20 protein-coding genes and 2 pseudogenes are annotated in these 21,985 nt (G+C 64.7%); 12 read left to right on the forward strand and 10 right to left on the reverse strand.

Annotated features, from left to right (window positions below; translation table 11 throughout):
• Positions 1-22: 22 nt before the first annotated feature.
• From metK to AC0L3J_RS28260, 4 genes are all read left to right on the forward strand, one after another.
• Positions 23-1,219 (forward strand): methionine adenosyltransferase, encoded by a 1,197-nt coding sequence (metK, locus tag AC0L3J_RS28245; RefSeq protein WP_007601978.1) that lies wholly within the window; start codon positions 23-25, stop codon positions 1,217-1,219.
• Between the two features lie 199 nt (positions 1,220-1,418).
• On the forward strand, positions 1,419-2,840 hold the full coding sequence (ahcY, locus tag AC0L3J_RS28250) for an adenosylhomocysteinase (protein ID WP_027566812.1): 1,422 nt from the start codon (positions 1,419-1,421) through the stop codon (positions 2,838-2,840).
• Between the two features lie 161 nt (positions 2,841-3,001).
• Positions 3,002-4,462, forward strand: a complete 1,461-nt coding sequence (locus AC0L3J_RS28255; protein ID WP_473349150.1) for a flavin-containing monooxygenase — start codon at positions 3,002-3,004, stop codon at positions 4,460-4,462.
• A gap of 313 nt (positions 4,463-4,775) precedes the next feature.
• Positions 4,776-4,931, forward strand: a complete 156-nt coding sequence (locus AC0L3J_RS28260) for a hypothetical protein (protein WP_007612486.1) — start codon at positions 4,776-4,778, stop codon at positions 4,929-4,931.
• A 21-nt stretch (positions 4,932-4,952) separates the two neighbouring features.
• Here AC0L3J_RS28260 and AC0L3J_RS28265 read toward each other — a convergent pair whose 3' ends face one another.
• From AC0L3J_RS28265 to AC0L3J_RS28275, 3 genes are all read right to left on the reverse strand, one after another.
• Complete coding sequence (locus tag AC0L3J_RS28265; protein ID WP_473349151.1) at positions 4,953-5,201, reverse strand: hypothetical protein; 249 nt, start codon at positions 5,199-5,201, stop codon at positions 4,953-4,955.
• Positions 5,198-5,347 carry a hypothetical protein gene (locus AC0L3J_RS28270; protein WP_473349152.1) on the reverse strand — a complete coding sequence of 50 codons (150 nt, stop codon included), beginning with the start codon at positions 5,345-5,347 and terminating at the stop codon, positions 5,198-5,200. The genes AC0L3J_RS28265 and AC0L3J_RS28270 overlap by 4 nt, the downstream gene beginning before the upstream one ends.
• Before the next feature lie 153 nt (positions 5,348-5,500).
• Positions 5,501-6,043 (reverse strand): hypothetical protein, encoded by a 543-nt coding sequence (locus AC0L3J_RS28275; protein ID WP_473349153.1) that lies wholly within the window; start codon positions 6,041-6,043, stop codon positions 5,501-5,503.
• 131 nt (positions 6,044-6,174) lie between these two features.
• On the opposite strand from AC0L3J_RS28275, the gene AC0L3J_RS28280 reads away from it, so the two are divergent.
• Positions 6,175-6,633, forward strand: coding sequence for a YybH family protein (locus AC0L3J_RS28280; RefSeq protein ID WP_456769858.1), 459 nt, complete (start codon positions 6,175-6,177; stop codon positions 6,631-6,633).
• Positions 6,634-6,710: 77 nt separating this feature from the next.
• On the opposite strand, the gene AC0L3J_RS28285 is transcribed toward AC0L3J_RS28280, so the two are convergent.
• The 3 genes from AC0L3J_RS28285 to galE all read right to left on the reverse strand — a co-directional run bounded on the left by AC0L3J_RS28285 (position 6,711) and on the right by galE (position 10,382).
• A complete protein-coding gene (locus AC0L3J_RS28285) occupies positions 6,711-7,412 on the reverse strand; it encodes a fumarylacetoacetate hydrolase family protein (protein WP_085383345.1) in 702 nt (233 codons plus the stop codon).
• A 35-nt stretch (positions 7,413-7,447) separates the two neighbouring features.
• Positions 7,448-9,250, reverse strand: coding sequence for an ABC transporter ATP-binding protein (locus tag AC0L3J_RS28290; RefSeq protein ID WP_473349154.1), 1,803 nt, complete (start codon positions 9,248-9,250; stop codon positions 7,448-7,450).
• 118 nt (positions 9,251-9,368) lie between these two features.
• Entirely contained in the window at positions 9,369-10,382 is a 1,014-nt protein-coding gene (gene galE / locus AC0L3J_RS28295) for a UDP-glucose 4-epimerase GalE (protein WP_007612473.1), read from the reverse strand.
• A gap of 125 nt (positions 10,383-10,507) precedes the next feature.
• Between galE and AC0L3J_RS28300 the strand changes: the two genes are divergently transcribed.
• The gene (locus tag AC0L3J_RS28300) at positions 10,508-11,545 is read left to right on the forward strand and encodes a glycosyltransferase family 4 protein (RefSeq protein WP_473349155.1); all 1,038 of its coding nucleotides are present in this window, start codon (positions 10,508-10,510) and stop codon (positions 11,543-11,545) included.
• 177 nt (positions 11,546-11,722) lie between these two features.
• Here the strand turns inward: AC0L3J_RS28300 and waaF are convergent, their stop codons facing one another.
• Positions 11,723-12,793 carry a lipopolysaccharide heptosyltransferase II gene (waaF, locus tag AC0L3J_RS28305; protein WP_473349156.1) on the reverse strand — a complete coding sequence of 357 codons (1,071 nt, stop codon included), beginning with the start codon at positions 12,791-12,793 and terminating at the stop codon, positions 11,723-11,725.
• Between the two features lie 159 nt (positions 12,794-12,952).
• Here waaF and rfaD point away from each other — a divergent pair, with 159 nt between their 5' ends.
• From rfaD to AC0L3J_RS28325, 4 genes and pseudogenes are all read left to right on the forward strand, one after another.
• Complete coding sequence (rfaD, locus tag AC0L3J_RS28310) at positions 12,953-13,933, forward strand: ADP-glyceromanno-heptose 6-epimerase (RefSeq protein ID WP_473349157.1); 981 nt, start codon at positions 12,953-12,955, stop codon at positions 13,931-13,933.
• A gap of 11 nt (positions 13,934-13,944) precedes the next feature.
• On the forward strand, positions 13,945-15,429 hold the full coding sequence (gene rfaE1, locus AC0L3J_RS28315) for a D-glycero-beta-D-manno-heptose-7-phosphate kinase (protein WP_473349158.1): 1,485 nt from the start codon (positions 13,945-13,947) through the stop codon (positions 15,427-15,429).
• Positions 15,426-16,704 (forward strand): annotated as a pseudogene (locus AC0L3J_RS28320) (O-antigen ligase family protein). The gene rfaE1 and the pseudogene AC0L3J_RS28320 overlap by 4 nt, the downstream one beginning before the upstream one ends.
• A gap of 123 nt (positions 16,705-16,827) precedes the next feature.
• Positions 16,828-18,741 carry an SDR family NAD(P)-dependent oxidoreductase gene (locus AC0L3J_RS28325; protein ID WP_473349159.1) on the forward strand — a complete coding sequence of 638 codons (1,914 nt, stop codon included), beginning with the start codon at positions 16,828-16,830 and terminating at the stop codon, positions 18,739-18,741.
• A 238-nt stretch (positions 18,742-18,979) separates the two neighbouring features.
• On the opposite strand, the gene AC0L3J_RS28330 is transcribed toward AC0L3J_RS28325, so the two are convergent.
• From AC0L3J_RS28330 to AC0L3J_RS28340, 3 genes are all read right to left on the reverse strand, one after another.
• Positions 18,980-19,999, reverse strand: coding sequence for an MraY family glycosyltransferase (locus AC0L3J_RS28330; RefSeq protein ID WP_473349160.1), 1,020 nt, complete (start codon positions 19,997-19,999; stop codon positions 18,980-18,982).
• Positions 19,996-20,955, reverse strand: coding sequence for a lysylphosphatidylglycerol synthase transmembrane domain-containing protein (locus AC0L3J_RS28335; protein ID WP_473349161.1), 960 nt, complete (start codon positions 20,953-20,955; stop codon positions 19,996-19,998). Before AC0L3J_RS28335 ends, AC0L3J_RS28330 begins: the two co-directional genes overlap by 4 nt.
• A 152-nt stretch (positions 20,956-21,107) precedes the next feature.
• Positions 21,108-21,305 (reverse strand): hypothetical protein, encoded by a 198-nt coding sequence (locus tag AC0L3J_RS28340; RefSeq protein WP_473349165.1) that lies wholly within the window; start codon positions 21,303-21,305, stop codon positions 21,108-21,110.
• Here AC0L3J_RS28340 and AC0L3J_RS28345 point away from each other — a divergent pair.
• Positions 21,213-21,490: pseudogene (locus AC0L3J_RS28345) on the forward strand (UDP-glucuronate 5-epimerase); the annotation flags it as partial. The gene AC0L3J_RS28340 and the pseudogene AC0L3J_RS28345 overlap by 93 nt on opposite strands.
• A 7-nt stretch (positions 21,491-21,497) precedes the next feature.
• Positions 21,498-21,985: sugar phosphate nucleotidyltransferase (locus tag AC0L3J_RS28350; RefSeq protein ID WP_473349162.1), on the forward strand; the 488-nt coding region annotated here is incomplete at its 3' end.

Genomic DNA, 21,985 nt, shown 5'->3' on the forward strand with positions numbered 1-21,985 from the left:
GCGGCGGAACAAGGGGTTACTGATGCGCGCGTCCTATCTCTTCACCAGCGAGTCCGTGTCCGAAGGCCATCCGGACAAGGTGTGCGACCGGATCTCCGACGAGATCGTCGATCTGTTCTACCGCGAAGGACCGAAAGCCGGCATCGATCCCTGGCAAATTCGCGCCGCCTGCGAAACGCTCGCGACCACCAACAAGGTCGTGATCGCCGGTGAGACCCGCGGTCCTGCATCCGTCACCAACGAGCAGATCGAAGGCGTCGTGCGCGCCGCGATCAAGGACATCGGCTACGAGCAGGAAGGTTTCCACTGGCAGAAGGCCGACATCGAGATCCTGCTGCATCCGCAGTCCGCCGACATCGCGCAGGGCGTGGATGCGCTGCAGCCGGGCGAAGTCAAGGAAGAGGGCGCGGGCGACCAGGGCATCATGTTCGGCTACGCCACCAACGAGACGCCGGATCTGATGCCGGCGCCGATCTTCTACGCCCATAAGATCCTGCGCCTCATCTCGGAAGCGCGCCACTCCGGCCGCGAGAAGGTGTTGGGCCCGGACTCCAAGAGCCAGGTCACCGTGCAGTACGAGAACGGCAAGCCGGTCGGCGTGCGCGAGATCGTGGTGTCGCATCAGCATCTCGTCGAGGACATCTCGTCCAAGCAAATTCGCGACATCGTCGAGCCCTACGTGCGCGAGGCGCTGCCGAAGGAATGGATCACTGCGAAGACCATCTGGCACATCAACCCGACCGGCAAGTTCTACATCGGCGGTCCCGACGGCGATTCCGGCCTGACTGGCCGCAAGATCATCGTCGACACCTATGGTGGCGCGGCCCCGCACGGCGGCGGCGCGTTCTCCGGCAAGGATCCGACCAAGGTCGACCGCTCCGCGGCTTACGCTGCCCGCTACGTCGCCAAGAACATCGTCGCGGCCGGTCTTGCGGATCGCTGCACATTACAGCTCGCCTACGCCATCGGTGTGGCGCGTCCGCTGTCGATCTACATCGACACCCACGGCACCGGTAAGGTGTCGGAGGAACAGCTCGAGAAGGCCGCCGCCAAGGCGATGGATCTCACCCCGCGTGGCATCCGCAGCCATCTCGATCTCAACCGCCCGATCTACGCGCGCACCTCCGCCTACGGCCACTTCGGCCGTACCCCCGACAACGAGGGCGGCTTCTCCTGGGAGAAGACCGATCTCGTCGAAGCGCTCAAGCGCGCGGTCTAAACGCTCTTACCTCGCCCCGCTTGCGGGGAGAGGTCGCCGCGAAGCGGCGGGTGAGGGGGACTCTCCACTGGCTCAGTGCGCGGATGGAGCCCTCACCCCAGCCCTCTCCCGTAAGAACGGGGAGAGGGAGAAGACTGTGCCGCAAGGCGCTTCGTTTGCTTCGTTACTGACACGCCAGACCCACCACTAGGAAACAGACATGAACGCGAAGCCCGGCTTCACCGATTACATCGTCAAGGACATTTCGCTCGCCGATTTCGGCCGCAAGGAGCTCTCCCTCGCCGAGACCGAGATGCCCGGCCTGATGGCCACCCGCGAGGAGTACGGCCCGAAGCAGCCGCTGAAGGGCGCGCGCATCGCCGGCTCGCTGCACATGACAATCCAGACCGGCGTGCTGATCGAGACGCTGGCCGCGCTCGGCGCCGACATCCGCTGGGTTTCCTGCAACATCTATTCGACGCAGGACCACGCCGCGGCGGCGATCGCAGCCGCCGGCATTCCGGTGTTCGCCGTCAAGGGTGAGAGCCTTACCGAGTACTGGGACTACACCGCCAAGCTGTTCGACTGGCACGGCGGCGGTCACCCGAACATGATCCTCGACGACGGCGGCGACGCCACCATGTACGTCCATCTCGGTCTGCGCGCCGAGAACGGCGACACCAAATTCCTGGACAAGCCGGGCTCGGAAGAAGAGGAAGTCTTCTTCGCGCTTCTGAAGAAGCAGCTCAAGGAGAAGCCGAAGGGCTACTTCGCCGAGATCGCCAAGAGCATCAAGGGCGTTTCCGAAGAGACCACCACGGGCGTGCATCGTCTCTATGACATGCAGAAGGCCGGCACGCTGCTATGGCCGGCCATCAACGTCAACGACAGCGTCACCAAGTCGAAGTTCGACAACCTCTATGGCTGCCGTGAATCGCTGGTCGACGGCATCCGCCGCGGCACCGACGTGATGATGTCGGGCAAGGTCGCGATGGTCGCGGGCTTCGGCGACGTCGGCAAGGGTTCGGCCGCCTCGCTGCGCCAGGCCGGCTGCCGCGTCTTGGTCTCCGAAGTCGATCCGATCTGCGCGCTGCAGGCGGCGATGGAAGGCTATGAAGTCGTGACCATGGAAGACGCCGCGCCCCGCGCAGACATCTTCGTCACCGCGACCGGCAACAAGGACATCATCACGATCGAGCACATGCGCGCGATGAAGGATCGCGCCATCGTCTGCAACATCGGTCACTTCGACAACGAGATCCAGATCGCGGGTCTGCGTAACCTGAAGTGGACCAACATCAAGCCGCAGGTCGACGAGATCGAATTCCCCGACAAGCATCGCATCATCATGCTGTCGGAAGGCCGCCTCGTGAACCTCGGCAATGCGATGGGCCATCCGTCCTTCGTGATGTCGGCCTCCTTCACCAACCAGACGCTGGCGCAGATCGAGCTTTTCGCCAACAACAAGGACGGCAAGTACAAGAAGGAAGTGTACGTGCTGCCGAAGTCGCTCGACGAAAAGGTCGCGCGCCTGCACCTCGCCAAGATCGGCGTCAAGCTCACCGAGCTGCGCAAGGACCAGGCCGATTACATCGGCGTCAAGCAGGAAGGTCCGTACAAGTCGGACCATTACCGCTACTGATCCGCTGATCACATCGATCATCGACGCAGAGCCCCGGAGCGATCCGGGGCTTTGTTGTTTTTGAGTGCGACGCACGTGTTTCCTCGCGGTTGTGTCAGGGTCGATTGCTAGTTGACGAGGGATCGTCCCGGTCAGACAATCGTTGACAGCGGAGGAAACAAATGTCGCAAGAACATTTCGACGTGCTGATCGTCGGTGCCGGCCTGTCCGGCATCGGCGCGGGCTTCCACCTGCAGACCAAATGTCCGGGCAAGAGCTACGTCATCCTCGAGGGGCGCGACTGCATCGGCGGCACCTGGGACCTGTTTCGCTATCCCGGCGTCCGCTCCGACAGCGACATGTTCACGCTCGGCTATTCCTTCAAGCCGTGGACCGATCCGAAGGCGATCGCCGACGGCGCGCAAATCCTCAACTACGTTCGCGAAACCGCGGCCGAGAACGGCATCGAGAAGCACATCCGCTTCCACCATCGTGTCAAGCGTGCGGCGTGGTCGACGAGTGAGGCGCGCTGGACCGTCGAGGCCGAGCGCATCACCGGCGAGGGCGTGGCAGAAATCGTGCGCTTCACCTGCAATTTCCTGTTCATGTGCTCGGGCTATTACAAATACGAGGCCGGATATACGCCGGAGTTTCCGGGCGTCGCCGATTTCGCCGGCCGCATCGTGCATCCGCAGAAATGGACCGACGACATCGACTGCGCAGGCAAGCGCGTCGTCGTGATTGGCTCGGGCGCGACTGCGGTGACGCTGGTGCCGGAGCTCGCCAAGACCGCCGCGCAGGTCACCATGCTGCAGCGCTCGCCGACCTATGTGGTGTCACGGCCGGCGCAGGATCCCGTCGCCAACAGATTGCGGCGCAATCTGCCGACGCGGCTTGCCTATCACCTGATCCGCTGGCGCAACGTGATGTGGGGGATGTTCTTCTTCCAGCTCAGTCGGCGCCGCCCTGCGAAGGTGAAGGAGCTGGTTCTCAAGGGCGTGCAGATGGCGCTCGGTCCCGATTACGACGTCGCGACCCATTTCACGCCGCGCTACAATCCCTGGGACCAGCGGCTCTGCCTCGTGCCGGATGGCGATCTGTTCAAGGCGATCCGCGAGCAGCGCGCCTCCGTGGTGACTAAAGAGATCGACATGTTCACCCAGGGCGGCATCCGCCTGAAGGACGGCAGCGAGCTTGCGGCGGACATCATCGTGACCGCGACGGGACTGGTGCTCCAGGTCGTCGGCGGGTTGGAGGTGAGCGTCGACGGCCGCACCGTCGATTTCGCCAATACGCTGACCTACAAAGGCATGATGTATGCCGACGTGCCTAACATGGCCTCCGCCTTCGGCTACACCAACGCATCATGGACGCTGAAATGCGACCTCACCTGCGAGTATGTCTGCCGCCTCATCAACTATATGGACCGGCACAATTTCCGGCAGTGCATGCCGCATAATGACGATCCCACGATCACGGCGCAGCCATCGCTCGATTTCACCTCGGGTTATGTGCAGCGCTCGGTCGCAAATATGCCGAAGCAAGGCTCGAAGCAGCCGTGGCGGCTCTACCAGAACTACGCGCTCGACATCGTCTCCTTGCGGTTCGGCCGGATCGACGACGGCGTGATGCAATATTCCTGATCGCCGCCGTCGTGTTTTGCACGTGGTAAGCGCCAGCTTCAGATCGATCGCGAGCGCAAGAACAACTGCGTCGCCGCCGAGCCCGAACAGCACAAGATAGTCTCCTCCGCGGTGAGCGACGCCGCACCCGGCGTCGTTTCCCTCCTGAAGAAGCGCATCGGCGCCCGCTAAGGATCGCAACCGCCAATGCGTTGTTTTGCGTATACGGCCGCTAGGCTGAATCAGCCATGCTGCCCGAACGGTTAACGCCGGATTAACCGCGGAGTCCTAGCCTGTCTCGGCCGGGGTTACTTGCAAGGCCGAGGTGAGCCCAATGGAAGCCCAGAGAATCGCGGTCGACGCCGTCGTCGCGTTGACCGATTGCGACCGCGACGCCGTCATCGCGTTCATCCGCCGCCTGTATCTCGCCGGCGTCACCGACCCCAAGCGCCTGACCTTCAAGGGTCTCCAGGCCCTGTCACGGGCGTGACCAGGGCCCCGTACAATCTATTTACTGGACCGTCGGATCGCTGATCCGGATTGACGTGACACGGTCCGCCTGCACTTCGAATGAGAAGGGCCATGGGTGATAGGTCCAGAGTTCGGTCTTCTCCAGCCCGCTCGGCCCGACATGGAAGGGGCCGCCGAACTGCGCCATCAGTTTCTCGGTGCTGTCGCCGAGATTGATCTGGTTGAAGCTGTAGCCGGGGGCGGGTGCCGGCCCGCTGACCTGAAGCGCGATCACGCGGTTCGCTTTCACGGTTGCGGCGAGATAGGAGACTGATCGGCCTTATCGAGGAAGTACACATAGTTCGTGGCGTTGTTCGCTGGCGGCAGCTTGCGGTGCGGTTCGCCGAGCGTGGCCTTCAGTGACGCCTCCGAGATGCCGACGCCGAGCGCGCCCATGCGCTGGCAGGCGAAGCTGAGTAAATCAGGATCCGGCGGGGCGGCGCCCTTCTTGGCTCAAGGAATGGAATCGCAACGTCTACTACACGTAGAAATTCGCTGACGGCGCTGATCCTCGGCTTCATCGTGCTGTCGGCGCTGCGATGACCGCGTCTAGTGATGGTGCTTGTGTGCTTCGGAGCTATCGGGGCGTTGGTAACCTCGCAGCTCCGCGTATCGCTGCATCTGGCTCTGGTCGAGCAAGGCGGTTGTCGACAGATGATATTTGAGGTGGCTTTCGCGGAGCAGTGCCTGGGTTTCCGAAATGGCAACGAGGGTCGCCTTGAGTGACTCCGATGTCACGACGCGGGCAGAGAAGAGCCGGTCCAACTCCGTTTCCTGCTTGACCAGCTTGTTACCCAGCGGGACCGCCTCTTGCTTCATGGCCTCGAACAGGCGCTGAACCTGGATGCGCTGATCCGCGGTCAGATCAAGCCGATCACCGAGCTCAAGAACATGGCTCGGACCGGGATAACCATTGAGCTCGGCGGCAAGCGCCAGGCCCATGCCACGTCCGGCTCGAAGATCGTCGATCTGCTGCTGCGACAGCGCCTTGATGGGGCGATGCTCAAGGCCGGCATAGGGCTGACCGGACTGCGCGCTGGCGACGTTGCACGAGACGATAAGCGTGGCCGCAAGCAGGAGAAGGCGTCTCATGAGTCTGGCTCCATGAAATCGGCCCGGCTCGTCGATCGATCTCCACCGGTGCTCTCCACATATCTTGCTGGACGGTTCGCCTCATGGCAACAAAGATTGCCGCGATTGAGTTGCCGAACATGGAGCAGGCGATGGCCTCCTTGCCGACCGCGAATGCCGAGATCACGCAGTTCTTTCGCCAATGGCTGGAGACCTTCGCAAGTTATGTCCGCGAGGTCGACTACGCTTCGGCGCGGCCGCTCTTCCATCCGGATGTGCTGGCCTTCGGAACACACAACGACGTCATTCCCGGCCTCGACCAATGGGTCACCACGCAATGGGACAACGTCTGGCCCAAGACGGCCGACTTCCGTTTCGTCATCGACCAGGCCTCGATCCTGGCATCGTCCGATGGCACGATGGCGACCGTGATCGTGCCGTGGACGAGCACGGGCTATCATCCCGACGGCAGCGCGTTTCCGCGCCCCGGCCGGGCCACGATGGTGTTTTCAAGACATGGCGATGGTTGGCTGTGCGTGCATTCCCACATGTCGCTCAATCGCGGTGTGCCGCAGACAAGCCACGCCGATCGGCCGGTGAAGGCCTGGTAGATCGGCATCGTCCGCCAGCGAAATGCAAAAGGCCCCGGACATGCCCGGGGCCTTCTTAGTTAGAGCCGCCGTGAGCCTTACTCGGGTTGGCCGATCGAGACCTTCAGCGTGCCGACGCCGTCGACGCCACATTCGAGCTTGTCGCCGGGCTGGAGCTGCGACACGCCGGCCGGCGTGCCCGTCATGATGATGTCGCCGGCGGCGAGCTTCACCTGCTGCGAGAGCTGCCAGATGATCTCGGGCACGTTCCAGATCAGCTCGGTGAGGTCGCCCTTCTGCGCTTCCTTGCCGTTGACCGTGAGCCAGATCTTGCCCTTGGCGGGGTGGCCGATCTTCGATGCCGGCTGCACCGCGGAGCAGGGCGCCGAATAGTCGAACGACTTGCCGACCTCCCACGGACGCTCCTTCTTGCGCGAGGCGATCTGCAGGTCGCGGCGGGTCAGGTCGATGCCGACGGCATAGCCGTAGACATGGTCGAGCGCCTTGTCGGCGGGAATGTTGAGGCCGCCGCTCTTCATCGCGACGATCAGCTCGACCTCGTGATGCAAATCCTTGGTGAGCGGCGGATAGGGAATGGTGGCGCCGTCGGGCACCAGCATGTCGGCGTGCTTGGCGAAGAAGAACGGCGGGGCGCGCTCGTCATTGCCCATCTCGCGGATGTGCTCGAGATAGTTGCGACCGACGCACCAGATGCGGCGCACGGGATAACGCCCGCTTTCCCCGACGACGGGAAGGGAAGCCTGGGTCGGAAGCGGGATGACGTAGGAGGCGGCGTTCATGGTGCGATCTCGCTGCTCTTGAGGTGAAGGGAACTCTATGCGGTTGCGCTGATCGGCGCCAGAGCGCCGGCGTCGTGATGTTGCAGGCGGAAGAACGAAGCGTAGCGCCCGCCGCGGCGGAGCAGCTCGTCATGCCGGCCCTGCTCGACGATCTCGCCGCCCTCGACCACCAGGATCGCGTCGGCGTGCATGATGGTGTGCAGGCGATGCGCGATCACGATGGTGGTGCGGTTCTGGCAGAGATGCTCGATCGCCTCCTGCACCTGCCGCTCGGACTCGGAATCGAGCGCGGCGGTGGCTTCGTCGAGCAGGATGATCGGCGCGTTCTTGATCAGCGCGCGCGCGACCGCGATGCGCTGGCGCTGGCCGCCGGACAATTGCGTACCGTGCTCGCCGACGGGCGTGTCGTAGCCGAGCGGGAAGCCCATGATGAAATCATGCGCGCAGGCTGCTTTCGCAGCATCGATGATCTGGTCTTCGGTCGCGCCCGCGCGGCCGAAGGCGATGTTGTTGCGGATGGTGTCGCGGAACAGATAGACGTCCTGGCCGACATAGGCGGTCTGAGCCCGCAGCGATTTTCGCGAGACGGCGCCGATCGACTGGCCGTCGATCACGATGTCGCCTTGCGTCACCTCGTAGAAGCGCAGCAGCAACCCCAGCACGGTCGATTTGCCGCCGCCGGAGGGGCCGACCAGCGCGGTGACCTTGCCGGGCTCGGCAACAAAGCTCATGCGGTTGAGGACGGTCTCACCGTTGCGATAGGAGAAGCTGACGTCGCGCAGCTCGATGCGTGCGTTCGAGAGTTTCAGCGCTGGCTTGTCGTCGTCGGAGTGTTCGCTCGCGGGGCTGTCGACGACTTCGAGCAGCATGCGGGCGCCGACCAGCTGGCTGTTGAGGTCGATGTTGAGCCGCGCCAGCCGCTTGGCCGGCTCGGTCGCCATCAGGAACGCGGTCATGAAGGAAAAGAACGCGCCGGGCGTGGCGTTGAGCGCGACCACGCTATAGCCGCCGTAAAGCAAGCAGCCGGCGACTGCGAAGCCGCCGAGCATCTCCATCAGCGGATTGGAGCGGTTGGCGACGCGGGCCATCTTGTTGGCGTTGCGCTCGACGATCACGATGTTCTCGTCGATGCGGTTCTGCATGGTGTCTTCGAGCGTGAACGCTTTCACCGTGCGGATGCCCTGCAGCGATTCCTGCATCGTCTCCAGGATATCGGCGGTGCCGGTGAACTGGTTGTAGGCGAGGCCCTTGATGCGCTTGACCAGCTTGCGCAGCACCAGCATCGCCGGCGGCACCGCGACGAGGCCGATGAACGACATCACCGGATCCTGCCACACCATCACGCCGATCATGGCGAGCAGCATCATGAGGTCGCGCCCGACCGCATTGACCAGCATGTTGAGGACATCGGTGATGGACTTTGCGCCGGCCGTCAGCCGCGCCAGGAATTCCGACGAATGCCGCTCGGAGAAGAATCCGACGCTCTCGCGCATCAGCTTGGCGAACAGCTGGCGCTGGTTGGTGGCGAGGATCGCGTTGGAGATCTTGGTCAGGATCACCATGTGGCCGTAGGTCGCCACGCCCTTGATGAAGAGCAGGATCACCGTGATGCCCGAGAACATCGCGATGCCCGGGATGTTCTTGTCGACATAGGCCTGGTTGATGACCTGGCCGAGCACGTAGGTCGCGCCCGCGGTCGATCCGGCGGCAAGCGCCATCAGCGCGAAGGCGACGAGGTAGCGCCGCCAGTAGAGGATCCCCTGTTCCGTGACCAGGCGGCGAATCAGCACCGCTGCCGCATAGGGATCGTCGGTGATTTTCTTTGGAAACTGAGCCATCCGCAGTCCATTGACGGCACAGGAAAACGCCTGCCCGCGCGTCAGGGATCGAACGGCCTCTGTGCCCGCTAAGCCAGCGCTTTTCAAGCCCAATTAAGGGCTTGCGCTGGAATGGAATCTAGGCCGAGGCGGCGTGGCGGAGCTCGCCGTGACGCTCGCGGAACAGCTTGTCCTCCCAGGCCAGCGCATGGGCTGCGATGGTCTCGAGGTCGTCGTATTGCGGCTTCCAGTCGAGCAGGCCGCGGATGCGGCTGGTGTCGGCGACCATGGTCATGATGTCGCCGGGTCGGCGCGGGGCGTATTGCACGGCGAAGCTGCGGCCCGAGACACGGCGCACCGCGTCGATGGTCTCCAGCACCGAGTAGCCGCGGCCATAGCCGCAATTGAGCGTCGTCGAGGCGCCGCCGTTGCGCAAATACGCGAGCGCCGAGCGATGGGCCTGCGACAGGTCCGTGACATGGATGAAGTCGCGGATGCAGCTGCCGTCCTGGGTCGGATAGTCGGTGCCGAATACGTCGATCTTGGCGCGCTGGCCGGTTGCGGCTTCCACCGCGATCTTGAGCAGGTGCGTGGCGCCGACGGTGGCAAGGCCGATGCGGGCCTGCGGATCGGCACCCGCAACGTTGAAATAGCGCAAGGTCACGTATTGCATGCCGTAGGCGGCGGCGACGTCGTGCAGCATGATCTCGGTCATCAGCTTCGACGAACCGTAGGGCGACAGCGGCCGTGTCGGCGCATGCTCGGGCACCGGCACCTGGTCCGGATCGCCATAGACCGCCGCGGTCGAGGAGAAGATGAAGCGGTCGATGCCGCGCTTGACCGCGACGTTGAGCAGGTTGCGCGCGGTCGTGAAATTGTTGCGGTAATAGCCGAGCGGATCGCGCATCGAATCCGGCACGACCACCGACCCCGCGAAATGGATGATGCTCTCGATGTTGTGCTGGGCGATCACGCCTTCGAGCAGGTTTTCGTCGCCGGCATCGCCAATGAACAGCGGCACGCCTTCGGGCAGATAGGCGGAGAAACCGGTGGAGAGGTCGTCGATCACGACGACGTCCTCGCCGGCTTCCGCCAGCGCCAGAACCGTGTGGCTTCCGATATAGCCGGCACCGCCGGTGACAAGCACAGTCATGATCTCACCCGTCTTCGATCAACGCTCCAAGCTAACGTTTACGTGGTGAAGAGTGGGTATCGGCGCGGCTGAACTGGTCACTATGCTTAATGTTGCGTATAGGGACTTTCGAAACGGAGCGTGGCGTGGCGAATTTCCCAAGCGATCTCGAAGTGATCGTGCCAAATCTGCACAGGCGCTATTCCGGGGTCACCGCGACCAACCGGATGGTGGCGCCGCGGCTGGCAAAGCTCTATCGCGCCGCGTGGTTCGGCTCCGACGCGCCGGAGGGGATCGCGCGCCTGGGCGGTGCCGATCTGCTGAGATTGTGGCGCCGCAGGGCGCCGCTGATCTGGCATGCGCGCCGCAACAACGAGATGATCGCGGGCGTGCTGTTGCGCGCGCTTGGCTGGCCGCTGAAACTGGTCTTCACCTCGGCGGCACAGCGGCACCATAGCTGGATCACGCGCTGGCTGATCCGGCGCATGGACGCGATCATCGCGACATCAGATCTTTCGGCCTCGTTCCTGAAAGTGAAGGCGACCGTGATTCCGCACGGCGTCGACACTGCCGTCTATGCGCCGCCGCTCGACCGCACTGCCGCCTTCGCGGAAGCCGCGCTGCCGGGCCGCTACGCGATCGGCTGCTTCGGCCGGGTGCGCGCGCAGAAGGGCACCGATGTGTTCGTCGATGCCATGTGCCGCCTGCTGCCCCGCTATCCGGATTTCACCGCAATCATCGTCGGCCAGGTCACACCCGAGCAAACCGCTTTTGCAAACGACCTGAAGAAGCGGATCGAGGCCGCCGGCCTGCAATCGCGCATCGTCATCACTGGCGAGCTGCCGATCGAAGACGTGCAGCGCTGGTATCAGCGGCTGACGATCTACGCCTTCACCTCGCGCAACGAAGGTTTTGGCCTGACCTTGATCGAGGCGATGGCGGCCGGCAGCGCGCTGGTCGCCGCGCGCGCCGGCGCGGCCGAGCTCGTGGTGGAGGATGGCGTGACCGGCGTGCTGGTCCCGACCGGTGACGCGGATGCGCTGGCCGCAGCGGTCGAACCGCTGATGCGTGACGTGGCCGCCGCGATCGCTATGGGCGAGCGCGGGCGGGCAAGGGTGCTCGCGCAGTTCAGCCTCGATGCGGAGGCGTCACGGATCGGCGAGGTCTATCGGCCGCTGCTTTGAGCATCGCCTTCAGGGCAGCAAACAAAAAAACCGCGAAAACAACCCCATGCACAGTAGCCGGTGCCAACGAAATCAATCGCTTGGCCGGCATCCCGAAGCTGCGGAATTTACGAAGTCGATTTGACTCGTCGGGCAAAACACCGGCATGATGTCATCATCGGCGCAGCCTCGACGGCTTCACGTCGAAGCCCTTGTCCCCGCCTCACCCAGCACCCGCTGCGCAATCGCCACCACCTCGCTCGCTGCGATATCTCGCATGCAGCGGTGGTCGTTCATCTTGCAGATCGTGCTCTGGCAGGGTTGGCAGGACAGCACGCTCTTGTCCTGCACCACGGTCGCGGCGAGGCCGTTGAGGGGGGCCCAGAGGTAGGGGCTGGTCGGACCGAAGATGCCCATGGTCGGCGTGCCCAGGGCGGCTGCGATGTGCATCAGGCCGGAATCGTTGGAGATCGCGACGCCGGCCGCGGCCATGGCCAGCACGCCGTTGCGCAGATCATTGCCGGTGAGGTCCCGCACCCCGGCGCCGCCGGCCGCGACGATCTCCTGGGCAAGGCCCTTTTCTCCAGGGCCGCCGACAACCCAGACCTCGAGGCCGCGCTCGGCGAGCAGGCGGGCGGCCTCCGGATAATAGGTCCAGCGCTTTGAAGCGCCGACCGAGCCTGGAGCCAGGGCCACAGCGGCGCCGGTGCTCAGGCCGTTAGCCTGCCGCCAGCGGACGATGTCCTCGGCCGGGACCCGCAACTGCGGCACCGGCCATTCCGGCGGCAGCGGGGCGCCATCGGGCTGGGCGAGGGCGGCGTTCTTGTCGATGAAGCGGGGCAGCTTCTTTTCGCCCCAGCGCCAGCGGTTGAGCAGGCCGAACCGGAACTCGCCGACGAAGCCGACCCTTTCCGGAATCCCGGCCAAAGCGGGTGCGATGGCGGCCTTCCAGGTCCGGGGCAGCACCAGGGCGGTGCCATAGTCCCGCTCGCGCAGGAGCTTCGCCAGGCCGAGCTGGCGGCCTACGGCGAGCCGGCCGCGCGGCAGGTCCCAGACGATCGCATCGCGCACGCCGGGCATGTAATCGACCAGCGGCGCGCACAGCGACGTCGTGAGCAGATCGACCGGCCGGTTCGGCCAGCGCTCATTGAGGACCCGCACCACGGTGTGATTCCGGACGAAATCGCCGATCCACATGTAGGGGACGATCAGGATCGGCCGCGTGTCGCCCCGATCTGTCTCGCCACTAAGTTGCGAATCTTGGTTCATTCGTTAATAAGGCCGGGGTGCGCTGATGTGGCGGTTCGGTTAGCCGCTCCGGGCCGGCAGGTAAAGCCGGCAGAGCGGCTATCCCAAAACCGCTTACACTTTGGAGGATCATGCGCTAGGGCAAGATTGGGTCGCAAAACATCGGGCAGGCTAGGTGAAATGTTGCTGGTGACCGGCGGGGCCGGTTTTATCGGATCGAATGTCGTCGCCGCGCTGAACGAGGCCGGCCGCAGCGATGTCGTCGTCTGCGATTTCCTTGGCAGCGAGGGCAAATGGCGCAACCTCGCCAAGCGGCAGCTTGTGGATATCGTGCCGCCGGCTGAACTGCCGGACTGGCTGAAGGGCCGCAAGCTCGATGCCGTGATCCATCTTGGGGCGATATCCGCGACCACGGCGACCGACGGCGACCTGGTGTTCGAGACCAATTTCCGCCTGTCGATGCGCCTCCTGGACTGGTGCACGGCGAATGCGGTGCCGTTGATCTACGCCTCCTCGGCGGCGACCTATGGCGACGGCGAGGCAGGATTTGACGACGACGGCTCTGTGCCTGCGCTAAAAAAACTGCGGCCGATGAATCTCTACGGCTGGAGCAAGCACCTGTTCGATCTCGCCGTCGCCGAGCGCGCGGCGAACGGCGAGAAGCTGCCGCCGCAATGGGCCGGGCTGAAATTCTTCAACGTGTTCGGCCCCAACGAATACCACAAGGGCTCGATGATGAGCGTGCTGGCGCGCCGCTTCGACGACGTCAAAGCGGGCCGCGTCGTGCAATTGTTCAAGTCGCATCGCGAGGGCATTGCCGATGGCGATCAGCGCCGCGATTTCATCTATGTCGACGACGTCGTGCGCGTGATCATGTGGCTGCTGGCAACGCCCTCGGTGTCCGGGCTATTCAATGTCGGCACCGGCAAAGCACGCAGCTTCAGGGATCTGATGCTGGCGGCTTATGCCGCGCTCGGCGCCAGCCCCAACATCGAATACATCGACATGCCCGAGCAGATCCGCGGCAGCTACCAGTACTTCACCCAGAGCGAGGTCGATCGCCTCCACCGCGCCGGCTATAATGGCGGCTTCACGACGCTCGAGGACGCGGTGAAGGCTTATGTCGGGGATTATCTCGACCGGCCCGACCGCTTCCGCTGAGGCCCATCACCATGCCGACGCCCATTCTCGATTTCGATGCTCTCGCGCAAGCCATCTCGGGCCGCACGGTCCTGTGCATCGGCGACATCATGCTGGACGAGTTCGTCTATGGCGAGGTGTCGCGGATCTCGCCGGAAGCGCCGGCGCCGGTCATCGCGGCACAGCGCAGCGAGATCCATATCGGCGGTGCCGGCAACGTCGCGCGCAACGTCGCCGCGCTCGGCGCGCGCTGCATCTTCGTCGGCCTCGTCGGCGCGGACGAGGCCGGCAGGCAGCTTGCCTCGACGCTTGCGGAGCAGGGCGCAATCGAAAGCCTGCTGGTGTGCGATCCCTCGCGTCCGACCACGCGAAAAGTGCGTTTCGTCTCCGAGCATTTTTCCACGCACATGCTGCGTGCGGATTGGGAGCAGGCACAGCCTGCATCCGATACGATCGAGACCAAGCTGATCGAAGCGATCCTGCCGCAGATTGCGCGCGCCGACATCGTGCTGCTGTCCGACTACGCCAAGGGGGTGCTGACCGCCCGCGTCATCCGCCACACCATCGACGCCGCGCGAAAACTCGGCAAGCCCGTGATCGTCGATCCCAAAAGCCTGAACTGGGCGATCTATCGCGGCGCGACGCTGCTCACGCCCAATCGCAAGGAATTTTCGGAAGCGACCCGAAGCCGCGCCGACACGCCGCAGAGCATCGTCGATGCCAGCGAGGACGTGATGCGGCTCGCCGATTGCGAAGCGATCCTGGTCACCCAAGGCGAGCACGGCATGACGCTGGTGCCGCGCAACGGCGAGGCCGTTCACGTTCCGGCGTTCCCGGTCAAGGTGCGCGACGTCTCTGGCGCCGGCGACACCGTTGCCGCGGCGCTTGCGGTGTCGATTGCCACCGGCGCGGATTGGGACACGGCGCTGCGCATGGCCAGTGCCGCGGCCGCCGTCGCCGTCGGCAAGCAGGGCACCGCAAGCGTGAGTGTGGCCGAGCTGAAGCGAAAGATATTGCCGCATGCCTATCTCGCGGCCGAGGAGAAGATCGTGCTCGAGCCCGGCGCGCTCGACGCGCAGCTCGCGGAATGGAGGAAGCAAGGCCAGCGCGTCGGCTTCACCAATGGCTGCTTCGACATCCTGCATCCCGGCCACGTCAAGGTGCTGACAGCGGCGCGCTCCGCCTGCGACCGCCTGATCGTGGGCCTCAACAGCGACGCCTCGGTGCGGCGGCTAAAGGGCGCCGACCGCCCCGTTCAGGACGAGCGAGCGCGTGCGGAAGTGCTGGCGGCGCTCGAAGCCGTCGATCTCGTGGTTATTTTCGATGAGGATACGCCGATCGACCTGATCACCCGCATCAAGCCGAGCGCGCTGATCAAAGGGGGCGATTACACCCGCGAGCAGGTGGTCGGCCACGAGGTCGTTGAGGCCGCCGGCGGGACGGTGGTGCTGGTCGACATTCTCCAGGGCTTCAGCACGACCGCGCTGGTTCATCGCGCGCGGGGAGAGGGCAAGTGACGACACTCGCCGGGGAGACGACCGGCCAGGTGCTGTGGCGGCGTCTGCGCAGTCCGGCGGCCTGGTCCGAGACGGTCGATCTGTTCGCGATCCTGACCGCGGCCTCGCTGCCATGGTCGACGTCGCTTGCGGCGATCTTCAATGTTCTGATGCTGCTCTGCATGGTGCCGTTCCTCGACGTCCGCGAGTTCCTGCAATCGCTCAGGCGTCGCGGCGCCGATTGCTCTGGTCCTGCTCGGGCTGGTCGGGACGCTGTGGTCGGACGCGGCCTGGGGCGCGCGATTCTACGCCGTCAATCCGACCGTCAAGTTGCTGGTGCTGCCGGTCCTGCTCTATCATTTTGCGCGCTCGCCGCGCGGACATTGGGTGTTCGTCGCCTTCCTGGTGTCCTGCGCGCTGCTGTCGGTGATGTCCTGGGTCGTCGCCTTCTACCCCGACCTCGCGCTCAAATCCGACCGCGTCGAGCGCGGCATCTTCGTCAAGAACTACATCGACCAGAGCCAGGAGTTTGCGCTCTGCGCGGTCGCGCTCGCCTATCCGATCGTGCAGTTGCTGCGCCAGAAGCGCTACTGGATCGCCGGGCTGCTCACGGCGCTTGCGCTCGCCTTCTTCGTCAACATGGTGTTCGTGGTGGTGTCGCGCACCGCGCTCCTCACGATTCCGATCCTGTTCGGTGTGTTTGCCTTGCTTCATCTGAGATGGCGCAGCATCGCGATCATCTCCGCGGCCCTGCTCGCGGGCGCGGTGCTCGCCTGGCAGGCCTCGCCGCAATTGCGCAAGACCGCCGACAGCTTTGCTAGCGACTATACCCGCTATGTGGAAACAGGCGCGCCGACCTCGGCCGGCTTGCGGCTCGAATTCTGGCGGAAATCACTCGGCTTCTTCGCGGAGGCGCCGATCAAGGGGCACGGTACCGGCTCGACGCGTGGATTGTTCGAGCGGACCGCGACGCCCGGCAATCAGAACCTGGCGTCCGCCGAGGTGATCGGCAACCCGCATAACCAGACGCTGAACGTGGCCGTGCAATGGGGCATCATCGGCGTCGCCGTTCTCTACGGCATCTGGATCCTGCATCTGCTGTTGTTTCGGGGCGACGGGCTCGCAAACTGGGTCGGCCTTCTGGTCGTGGTTCAGAACGTCTTCACCTCGCTGTTCAACTCCCACCTGTTCGACTTCCACGAGGGCTGGATGTACGTCATCGGTGTCGGCGTAGCCGGCGGCAAGGTGATCCGGGCCCAGCAGGCCGAAGCGAAGGCGACAGTAGCCGGTTCCTGAACGGCCGCCCGGATCGCAAAGCTTGATCGGCAAACCTTGACTGGCAAGCCCTGACTGGCATGTCCGGCCGAGATGGGTTATCAGCGCGATCAGGTTGCATTTAACTGGATTTTCGGTCAGCGGATGACGCGACTTTCGCATCTCACCTTGCGCAATTTCATGATCGCGCTCCACGACCTGCTGGCGACCACGGCGGCGCTGTTCGCCGCCTTCTATCTGCGCTTCGAGGGCGGCGACGGCTTCTTCGACCGCCTGCCGCTGCTGATCCAGATCCTGCCCTATTTTCTCGCCTTCAGCGTGGTCGTGTTCTTCGTCTTCAACCTGACCACGACGAAATGGCGCTTCATCTCGCTGCCCGACGCGCTGAACATCATCCGCGTCGCGACCGTGCTGACGGTTGCACTCCTGGCGCTCGACTACATCTTCGTCGCCCCCAACGTCCGCGGCGCCTTCTTCCTCGGCAAGGTGACCATCGTCCTCTATTGGTTCCTCGAGATCTCCTTCCTCAGCGCGTTGCGCATGGCCTACCGCTATTTCCGCTATACGCGGGTGCGGCGTCACGCCCGCACCGGAGATGCCGCGCCGACGCTGCTGATCGGCCGCGCCGCGGACGCCGAGGTGCTGTTGCGCGGAATCGAGAGCGGGGCGATCAAGCGCATCTGGCCGGTCGGTGTGCTCTCGCCGTCGAGTTCCGATCGCGGCCAGTCCATCCGCAACGTCCCTGTCCTGGGCGGCGTCGACGACATCGAGGATGTCGTCGCCGACTTCACCAAGCGCGGCAAGGGGATCGCGCGCGTCGTGATGACGCCGACGGCATTCGAGCCCGAGGCCCATCCCGAATCGATCCTGATGCGGGCGCGCAAGCTCGGCGTGATCGTGAGCCGCATGCCCTCGCTCGAGAGCGGCGATACGCCACGACTCACGGCCGTCGCCGTCGAGGACCTGCTGCTGCGGCCGAGCGAAAAGATCGACTATGCGCGGCTCGAGGCCCTGATCGAGGGCAAGGCGGTGATCGTCACCGGCGGGGGCGGCTCGATCGGTTCCGAGATCTGCGAGCGTGTCGTCGCGTTCGGCGCCGCGCGTCTTCTGATCGTGGAAAATTCCGAACCGGCGCTCTACGCGATCACGGAAACGCTCGCGGCGCTCGGCACCGCTGCTTCCATCGAAGGGCGGATCGCGGACATCCGCGACCGTGAGCGCATCATGCGCCTGATGGCCGAGTTCAAGCCGGACATCGTGTTCCATGCCGCCGCGCTCAAGCACGTGCCGATCCTCGAGCGCGACTGGAGCGAGGGCGTCAAGACCAACATCTTCGGCTCGATCAACGTTGCCGATGCCGCGCACAGTGCGGGCGCCGAAGCCATGGTGATGATCTCGACCGACAAGGCGATCGAGCCGGTGTCGATGCTCGGCCTGACCAAGCGCTTCGCCGAGATGTATTGCCAGGCGCTCGACCATGATCTTGCGGCGGGTCACGGCGGCGCCAGGCGGTCGATGCGGCTGATCTCGGTTCGGTTCGGCAACGTGCTGGCGTCGAACGGCTCGGTGGTGCCGAAGTTCAAGGCCCAGATCGATGCCGGCGGTCCCGTGACGGTCACGCATCCCGACATGGTCCGCTACTTCATGACCATCCGCGAGGCCTGCGATCTCGTCATCACGGCGGCAACGCATGCGCTCGGAACGCAGCGTTCGGACGTGTCGGTCTACGTGCTCAATATGGGCCAGCCGGTGAAGATCGTCGATCTTGCCGAGCGCATGATCCGTCTCTCGGGCCTGCAACCCGGCTACGACATCGAAATCGTGTTCACGGGCATGCGGCCCGGCGAACGCCTGCACGAAATCCTATTCGCCTCCGAGGAGCCGACCCGCGAGATCGGCGTCGCCGGCATCATGGCCGCGCAGCCGAACGAGCCGCCGATGCAGACGCTGCGCAAATGGATTGCGGCGCTGGAGCAGGCGATCGCGCGCGACGATCGGGCCACCATCAGGACCATCCTGAAGGACGCGATTCCGGAATTCGGGTCGACCGCGGCCTGATCAGGAGCAGGTCTCGACGCGCGAGTTCATCGCGCGGCTGGCCAAGGCTGCCGGCAAGAACTCGCGGCTGTTCGGCATGCCGCCGGACCTGCTCGGGACGATGCTGAGAGTGATGGGCCGGCAGGATACGCATGACAGTCTGGTCGGCTCGCTCGAGCTCAACCTCGTCAAATGCGATTGCGACCGGGTGGCAGCCGCAGGTGTCTCTCGAAAAGGGGCTGCGGCTGGCGCTGGTGGCTCAGGACGCCTGAGGGCGGGAGAACCGCCGCAGCACGATGCCGATCGCGATTGCGCCCGCCGACAGCGCGGTCAGCGTGATCGTCATCGAGCCGGCGCGAGCGGTGACGATGGCAAGCCCCGCAAGCACGAGATTGAGCGCGAACACCTCCCCGATCACGCGGGAGACCGTGAAGCCATGGTCGGTGGCGCGCTGGTAGAAATGCGAGCGATGCGCCGACCAGAATTGCTCGCGCCTTGCGATGCGGCGGAACAGCGTGATGGTCGAATCCACAAGGTAGTAGGCCGGCAGCAACAGCGCCGCGGCGGGCTGCCCGCGCCAGGCGAGCTCGAGCAGGCACCAGCCGAGCAAAAGGCCGATCGGCAGGCTGCCGACATCGCCCAGGAAGACTTTCGCGACCGGCTTGTTGAACGGCGCAAAGCCGAGCATGGCGCCGCACAGCGCCGCGGCGATCAGCGCGGCCGGCCACGACAAATCGCCGAGCAGTCCCAGCAGCAGCAGCGCGGCGGTGACGGGCACGACTTCCGCCACCGTCATCAGATCGAGCCCGTCCATGAAGTTGACGAGATTCAGGAACCACACGCCCGCCAGCAGGATGAGTCCGCGCTCCAGCGCGAGCGGCAGCGCCGGCGCAATGCGCGCGGTCTCGGGCGTGGTGAACACGACGGCGCCGACAGCTGCGGCCTGCAGCACGAGGCGCACGAGCACCGGCAGCGACTTGATGTCGTCGGCAAATCCGACCACGGCGATCAAGACCGTTGCAGCGATCAGCGCCGGCGGAATCGCGATGTTCGCCCAGGCTGCCCAGGCTGATGCGACCAGCAGCGTCGCTGATATCACGGCGATGCCCGCACCCTGCGGGGTCGGGATGCGATGAGAGGACCGCGCGTTGGGCCGCGCCAATGCGTAACGCTGGAGCAGGGGACGGCTGGTCCAGGTGATGACGCCCGACACCAGCGCGGCAATCGCAACGGCCAGCAGCGAGGGTACGGCGCCGAGCGCGTCAACGACCGCGTTCACTCCGGGACCCCGAGCGGCGCCGATCCCTGCGCGGCTTTCTCCGCGCTGAGGATCCAGACCAGGCCGCCGATCGCGCCGACGATGAAGTACACGGTGCCGAACAGCAGCGAGACGTTGACCCCCTCGTTGGCGGCCAGCCCCGCGAAGCCGAACGCGAGGCTCATGGTGGCTTCACGCACGCCCCAGCCGGCGATCGAGATCGGCATCATCGTGATCAGCATCACCGGCGGCACCAGCATAAAGACGTCGCTGAAGCCGACCGGCGCCGCGATCGACTGCACGACGCACCAGGCGACCACGACGGCCAGCACATGCACGGCGAGCGACAGGATCACGACGGCTGGTCCGCGCGAGCGGCTGAAGATCACGCGGTTGGCGATCACGGCACAGGCGTGGATGTGATGCGTGGCCCACCAGGTTCTCAGCCAGTGCCATTTCAGCGCGCCGAAGACCAGGAAGCCGAGACCACCCGCGAGCGCCGCGAGGTCGACGAGCAGCAGCGCCGAGCGCCCGTGTGGATCGGCGATGAGGCTGTAGCTCCAGGGCAGGCTCGCGACGATGATGATCGCGAGCGCGATCAAACCGATCGCGCGATCGACGAAGATCGAGTAGGTCGCAGCGCGCCAGCCGGCGCCGGCGCGCGCGACGAGCCACAGCCGGACCGCATCGCCGCCGATCGCCGAGGGCAGGGTCTGGTTGAAGAACGATCCGATCACGTTGTAGCGCATGGCCCGGCCGAGCTCGAGCGGGGCGCCGCATGCGTCGCTGACCTCGCGCCAGCGCAACACGCCGACGAAGATTTGCAGGAACGCGATCACGATCGCCAAGCCGATCCAGAACAGGCTGGTCACGGTGAAGCGCGAGAACAGTTCGGACAGATCGACCTTGCGCAGCGCCAGGTAGAGCAGCGCTCCGGAAATCAGGATCTTGGCCGTCGACAGCAGGATTCGGCGCATTTCGTCCGCATGAACAAGGGTTTTGAAGCAACCCGACGCAAGGCGCCGAATTCGGCCGCTTTGGTATGGTTTTGGCGTCGATCTTGCAATAGCGGTGATCGAGAGCCCTCATGCAGGGCAGCGGAGCTATTGCGACCCCGTCGATGCGGAGGCTAAAGAGGCGCCGCGGGCGAAAGATCGAGCGCGGATCGGGTGAAGCAGACCTTGGGAACAGGATGAGGGATCAGGCGATTTTGGGCACGGGCGCCGCCGATTTCATCGGCTTGATGGCCGCCGATGACCCGGCTGCCGCAAATGCGCCGTCTAAGGTCTACAATGTCGGCAACCACCATCCGGAAGAGCTGATGCATGTCGTCGGATTCTGGAGCAGGGGCTGGGTCGGACGGCGATCAAAGAATTGCTGCCGAGAGACCTTTTGGAAACGTTCGCGGATGTCGAGGATCTGATGCGCGACACCGGCTTTGCACCGTCAACGCCGATCGCACACGGAATTCGTAATTTTGTCACCTGGTATCGGAACGACTTCAAGGTTTGAGATGACGATGGACAAACGCATTATCCCCCTGATCATGTGCGGCGGTGCCGGAACGCGGCTGTGGCCGGCTTCGCGCGAGGTGCGCCCCAAGCAGTTCCTGCCGTTGTTCGGCACGCGCTCGACCTTCCAGGACACGCTGCTCCGCGTCTCGGAGGCCTCGCTGTTCGATCGCCCGATCGTCATCACCAATGCGTCCTATCGCTTCATGGTGCTGGAGCAGCTCGCCGAGATCGGCGTCGAGGCCGACGTGATCCTGGAGCCGATGCGGCGCGATTCCGGCCCTGCGATTGCAGTCGGCGCGGTGTTCGCGCAGAACCGTTCGAGTGAAGCGATCGTGCTCGCGCTCGCCGCCGACCACGTGGTGCAGGACAATGCCGCCTTCGTCGCCGCGTGTCGCCAGGGTCTCACGGCTGCGAGCGCCGGGCGCATCGTCACCTTCGGCGTCAAGCCGGAGCGGCCGGCGACCGAATACGGCTATATCAGCCCGGGCGAGGT

Source organism: Bradyrhizobium sp. Kon37 (assembly GCF_055807535.1).

Bases quoted from the DNA above. Each gene is read 5' to 3' on its own strand.
- metK (WP_007601978.1), top strand. From the start codon at position 23: ATGCGCGCGTCCTATCTCTTCACCAGCGAGTCCGTGTCCGAAGGCCAT.
- ahcY (WP_027566812.1), top strand. From the start codon at position 1,419: ATGAACGCGAAGCCCGGCTTCACCGATTACATCGTCAAGGACATTTCG.
- AC0L3J_RS28255 (WP_473349150.1), top strand. From the start codon at position 3,002: ATGTCGCAAGAACATTTCGACGTGCTGATCGTCGGTGCCGGCCTGTCC.
- AC0L3J_RS28260 (WP_007612486.1), top strand. From the start codon at position 4,776: ATGGAAGCCCAGAGAATCGCGGTCGACGCCGTCGTCGCGTTGACCGAT.
- AC0L3J_RS28270 (WP_473349152.1), bottom strand. From the start codon at position 5,347: ATGGGCGCGCTCGGCGTCGGCATCTCGGAGGCGTCACTGAAGGCCACG.
- AC0L3J_RS28275 (WP_473349153.1), bottom strand. From the start codon at position 6,043: ATGAGACGCCTTCTCCTGCTTGCGGCCACGCTTATCGTCTCGTGCAAC.
- AC0L3J_RS28280 (WP_456769858.1), top strand. From the start codon at position 6,175: ATGGCCTCCTTGCCGACCGCGAATGCCGAGATCACGCAGTTCTTTCGC.
- AC0L3J_RS28285 (WP_085383345.1), bottom strand. From the start codon at position 7,412: ATGAACGCCGCCTCCTACGTCATCCCGCTTCCGACCCAGGCTTCCCTT.
- AC0L3J_RS28290 (WP_473349154.1), bottom strand. From the start codon at position 9,250: ATGGCTCAGTTTCCAAAGAAAATCACCGACGATCCCTATGCGGCAGCG.
- galE (WP_007612473.1), bottom strand. From the start codon at position 10,382: ATGACTGTGCTTGTCACCGGCGGTGCCGGCTATATCGGAAGCCACACG.
- waaF (WP_473349156.1), bottom strand. From the start codon at position 12,793: ATGAACCAAGATTCGCAACTTAGTGGCGAGACAGATCGGGGCGACACG.
- rfaD (WP_473349157.1), top strand. From the start codon at position 12,953: ATGTTGCTGGTGACCGGCGGGGCCGGTTTTATCGGATCGAATGTCGTC.
- rfaE1 (WP_473349158.1), top strand. From the start codon at position 13,945: ATGCCGACGCCCATTCTCGATTTCGATGCTCTCGCGCAAGCCATCTCG.
- AC0L3J_RS28325 (WP_473349159.1), top strand. From the start codon at position 16,828: ATGACGCGACTTTCGCATCTCACCTTGCGCAATTTCATGATCGCGCTC.
- AC0L3J_RS28335 (WP_473349161.1), bottom strand. From the start codon at position 20,955: ATGCGCCGAATCCTGCTGTCGACGGCCAAGATCCTGATTTCCGGAGCG.
- AC0L3J_RS28340 (WP_473349165.1), bottom strand. From the start codon at position 21,305: ATGCATCAGCTCTTCCGGATGGTGGTTGCCGACATTGTAGACCTTAGA.